The organism is Marinifilum sp. RC60d5, from assembly GCF_052400665.1.
Lineage (GTDB): Bacteria > Bacteroidota > Bacteroidia > Bacteroidales > Marinifilaceae > JBQTGK01.
On sequence record NZ_JBQTGK010000021.1, the window covers coordinates 1 to 5,150 of the forward strand.

Sequence of the window (5,150 nt, forward strand, 5' to 3'; positions counted from 1 at the left end):
CTTTGATGTCACCACCTTTACACCTGCAACCTATCAACGTTGTAGTCTCCAACGACCCTTAAAGGAAATCTCATCTTGAGGTAGGCTTCGTGCTTAGATGCTTTCAGCACTTATCCCTGCCCAACGTAGCTACTCTGCAATGCAGCTGGCGCCACAACAGATACACTAGAGGTTAGTCCAACCCGGTCCTCTCGTACTAGAGTCAGATCCTCGCAAATTTCCAACGCCCACAACAGATAGGGACCGAACTGTCTCACGACGTTCTGAACCCAGCTCGCGTGCCACTTTAATGGGCGAACAGCCCAACCCTTGGGACCTTCTCCAGCCCCAGGATGTGACGAGCCGACATCGAGGTGCCAAACCGCTCCGTCGATATGAGCTCTTGGGAGCGATCAGCCTGTTATCCCCGGAGTACCTTTTATCCTTTGAGCGATGGCCCTTCCATACGGAACCACCGGATCACTATGCTCTACTTTCGTACCTGATCGACTTGTCGGTCTCACAGTCAAGCACCCTTGTGCCATTGCACTCTTCACACGATTACCAAACGTATTGAGGGTACCTTTAGAAGCCTCCGTTACTCTTTTGGAGGCGACCACCCCAGTCAAACTACCCACCATACACTGTCCGTCGTTAGACGTTAGACTCCAAGTAAGCAAAGGGACGTATTTCAAGGGCGACTCCACGATACCTGGCGATACCACTTCTTTGTCTCCGTCCTATCCTACACATCACTTACCCAAAATCAATGTAAAGCTGCAGTAAAGGTTCACGGGGTCTTTCCGTCCCGTTGCGGGTAATCGGCATCTTCACCGATACTACAATTTCACCGAGCTCATGGCTGAGACAGTGCCCAGATCGTTACACCATTCGTGCAGGTCGGAACTTACCCGACAAGGAATTTCGCTACCTTAGGACCGTTATAGTTACGGCCGCCGTTTACCGGGGCTTCATTTCAATGCTTCGCCGAAGCTAACATCTCCACTTAACCTTCCGGCACCGGGCAGGTGTCAGGCCTTATACTTCAACTTTCGTTTTTGCAAAGCCATGTGTTTTTGGTAAACAGTCGCCTGGGCCTTTTCACTGCGGCTCACATTGCTGTGAGCGTCCTTTCTCCCGAAGTTACAGGACGATTTTGCCGAGTTCCTTAGCCATGAATCACTCGAGCGCCTTAGTATTCTCTACTTGACTACCTGTGTCGGTTTGTGGTACGGGCCACTATAACCTGATGCTTAGAGGTTTTTCTTGGAAGTCAATTTACACGCACTATCAGCGCTGCCGTAGCATTGCTGTACTATCAGATTTCAGCTCTAAATACGGATTTTCCTATATCTATCATCGCATACGTCCTTCAACGAACTATTCCGTCAGTTCGCGGCGTTATCATCTCTTCGTCACCCCATCGCAGTTATAGCGGGTACCGGAATATTAACCGGTTGTCCATCGAGTTCGCCCTTCGGCTACCCCTTAGGTCCCGACTTACCCTGATCCGATTAGCGTTGATCAGGAAACCTTAGTCTATTGGCGGCGGAGTTTCTCACTCCGCTTATCGTTACTTATGCCTACATTTGCTTTTCTAAAAGCTCCACAATGCATTACCACACTGCTTCTGCGCCGTTAGAATGCTCCCCTACCAGTTAGATTAAATCTAAATCCATAGCTTCGGTAGTATGTTTTATGCCCGATTATCATCCATGCAAGATCGCTCGACTAGTGAGCTGTTACGCACTCTTTAAATGAATGGCTGCTTCCAAGCCAACATCCTAGCTGTCAATGCAATCTCACCTCGTTTGTTCAACTTAACATACATTTGGGGACCTTAGCTGATGGTCTGGGTTCTTTCCCTCTCGTCCATGGACCTTAGCACCCATGGGCTCACTGCCAGATATAAGTTATAGCATTCGGAGTTTGTCTGGATTTGATAGGCGGTGAAGCCCTCGCATCCAATCAGTAGCTCTACCTCTATAACTCTCGACTCTGACGCTGCACCTAAATGCATTTCGGGGAGTACGAGCTATTTCTCAGTTTGATTGGCCTTTCACCCCTACCCACAGTTCATCCCAAGACTTTTCAACGTCAACGGGTTGGGCCCTCCACTCTGGTTTAACAGAGCTTCAGCCTGACCATGGGTAGATCACCAAGTTTCGCGTCTACCCCCACTAACTTTACGCCCTATTAAGACTCGCTTTCGCTTCGACTACGCACCTGAAGTGCTTAATCTCGCTAGTGAGGAGTAACTCGTAGGCTCATTATGCAAAAGGCACGCCGTCACACCCTAAAGTGCTCCGACCGCTTGTAGGCGTACGGTTTCAGGTACTTTTTCACTCCTCTGTTCGAGGTGCTTTTCACCTTTCCCTCACGGTACTTGTTCACTATCGGTCTCTCAGGAGTATTTAGCCTTACCAGATGGTCCTGGCAAATTCACACAGAATTTCTCGTGTTCCGCGCTACTCAGGATACTGCTAGAATTAATTCGCTTACGTGTACGAGACTATCACTCTCTTTGGTCTGTCTTTCCAAACAATTCCACTTCACTTATTTCTTCATATCGCAGTCCTACAACCCCTACATTGCCGAAACAATATAGGTTTGGGCTGTTCCCCGTTCGATCGCCACTACTAGGGGAATCACTTTTGTTTTCTTCTCCTCCGGGTACTTAGATGTTTCAGTTCTCCGGGTTTGCCTTCTTTCGAATACTCATCGCTGAGTGGGTTGCCCCATTCGGAAATCTACGGATCAAAGGTTATTTGCACCTCTCCATAGCTTATCGCAGCTTATCACGTCCTTCATCGCCTCTGAGAGCCTAGGCATCCGCCATACGCCCTTAATTACTTCTTATTGTGTTCACAAAATATTAATCTTGTTGCCAAAATCAATCGTTGTTTCTTTACTTTGGTTACTTCTACTTTAATTTTTTTTTCAATATGTCAAAGAACTTTACAAATACATCATCGTATCTTTCTGTGGAGAATATCGGAGTCGAACCGATGACCTCCTGCGTGCAAGGCAGGCGCTCTAGCCAACTGAGCTAATCCCCCATATGCAAAAGTTTTAAGGTTAAAGTAGTTAAGATTAAAGTGATTAAAACTTTTTTCCCTTATCCTTTTTTCCTTATCACTTATAAAGTAGTCCTGCGCAGATTTGAACTGCGGACCCCTACATTATCAGTGTAGTGCTCTAACCAACTGAGCTACAGGACTATTATTACCTATACGCTTAGCGGTGTAAACACCCTAACGCTATGGGTTATGGTATGATTTATTTGTTGAAAACGAATAAAAAAGCTAGGAAATATCCAAATAATTCCTCACCTAATTCACTAAACCTTTGTCGATACTCCACACTCCAGAAAGGAGGTGTTCCAGCCACACCTTCCGGTACGGCTACCTTGTTACGACTTAGCCCCAGTTACCAATTTTACCCTAGGTCGATCCTTGCGGTTACGAACTTCAGGTCCCCTCGGCTTCCATGGCTTGACGGGCGGTGTGTACAAGGCCCGGGAACGTATTCACCGCATCGTTGCTGATATGCGATTACTAGCGAATCCAACTTCACGGAGTCGAGTTGCAGACTCCGATCCGAACTGAGACCGACTTTAGAGATTAGCATCCAGTCACCTGGTAGCTGCCCTTTGTATCGGCCATTGTAACACGTGTGTAGCCCTGGACGTAAGGGCCGTGCTGATTTGACGTCATCCCCACCTTCCTCTCACCTTACGGTGGCAGTCTCGCTAGAGTCCTCAGCATTACCTGCTAGCAACTAACGATAGGGGTTGCGCTCGTTATGGGACTTAACCCGACACCTCACGGCACGAGCTGACGACAACCATGCAGCACCTTGTAGTTTGCTCCGAAGAGAAAGCCTATTTCTAAGCCGTTCAAACTGCATTTAAGTCCAGGTAAGGTTCCTCGCGTATCATCGAATTAAACCACATGTTCCTCCGCTTGTGCGGGCCCCCGTCAATTCCTTTGAGTTTCATTCTTGCGAACGTACTCCCCAGGTGGATTACTTAATGCTTTCGCTCAGTCACGCACAATGTATCGTGCACAACGAGTAATCATCGTTTACGGCGTGGACTACCAGGGTATCTAATCCTGTTCGCTCCCCACGCTTTCGTCCATCAGCGTCAATGTTAGTTTAGTGAGCTGCCTTCGCAATCGGTGTTCTACGTTATATCTATGCATTTCACCGCTACATAACGTATTCCGCCCACCTCAACTAAATTCAAGACAACCAGTATCAATGGCAGTTTCAGAGTTGAGCTCTGAGATTTCACCACTGACTTAATTGCCCGCCTACGGACCCTTTAAACCCAATAAATCCGGATAACGCTCGAATCCTCCGTATTACCGCGGCTGCTGGCACGGAGTTAGCCGATCCTTATTCATACAGTACCTTCAAACAAATACACGTATCTGTAATTATTCCTGTAAAAAAGCAGTTTACAACCCATAGGGCCGTCATCCTGCACGCGACATGGCTGGTTCAGGCTTGCGCCCATTGACCAATATTCCTCACTGCTGCCTCCCGTAGGAGTCTGGTCCGTGTCTCAGTACCAGTGTGGGGGACTATCCTCTCAGACCCCCTAAGCATCATCGTCTTGGTAAGCCGTTACCTTACCAACTAACTAATGCTACGCATGCCCATCTTGTACCTCCGTAGATTTAATAATTAATCCATGCGAATCAATCATATTATGCGGTGTTAATCCGGATTTCTCCGGGCTATCCCCCTGTACAAGGTAGGTTGCATACGCGTTACTCACCCGTGCGCCGGTCGTCATCTACTGCAAGCAGTAATGTTACCCCTCGACTTGCATGTGTTAGGCCTGTCGCTAGCGTTCATCCTGAGCCAGGATCAAACTCTTCGTTGTATAAAAGTTTTTATTTAATTCTGCTCGTTGGATGTATCAAAGTTTTCGTAAATTTTATTGACAAGGTTTTATTCTTGTATTTACCTAACTTTTTTCGTTTTCAGTATTTTCAAAGAACGCTTTCGTTCTGCTTTTTTTCCTTTCCTTATCACTCAAAAATCTGAGTGGAAAAGCGAGTGCAAAGATAATAACTTTATACCTTTAAATCCTAATAAAATCTAAAAAAATTTTAAAAAGATTTTTCGAAGACTAAACTCCCCTTTTAACACCCCAGAAT

The 5,150-nt window shown here is 46.8% G+C and carries 2 tRNA genes and 2 rRNA genes; all 4 read right to left on the bottom strand.

Annotated elements, in window-relative coordinates:
• Positions 1 to 2,838, bottom strand: a 23S ribosomal RNA gene (locus tag ACT3CE_RS18770); the annotation flags it as partial.
• Positions 2,839 to 2,964: 126 nt separating this feature from the next.
• A tRNA-Ala gene (locus ACT3CE_RS18775) sits at positions 2,965 to 3,038 on the bottom strand.
• A gap of 88 nt (positions 3,039 to 3,126) precedes the next feature.
• A tRNA-Ile gene (locus ACT3CE_RS18780) sits at positions 3,127 to 3,200 on the bottom strand.
• A gap of 149 nt (positions 3,201 to 3,349) precedes the next feature.
• Positions 3,350 to 4,873 (bottom strand): 16S ribosomal RNA (locus ACT3CE_RS18785).
• Between the last annotated feature and the right edge of the window lie 277 nt (positions 4,874 to 5,150).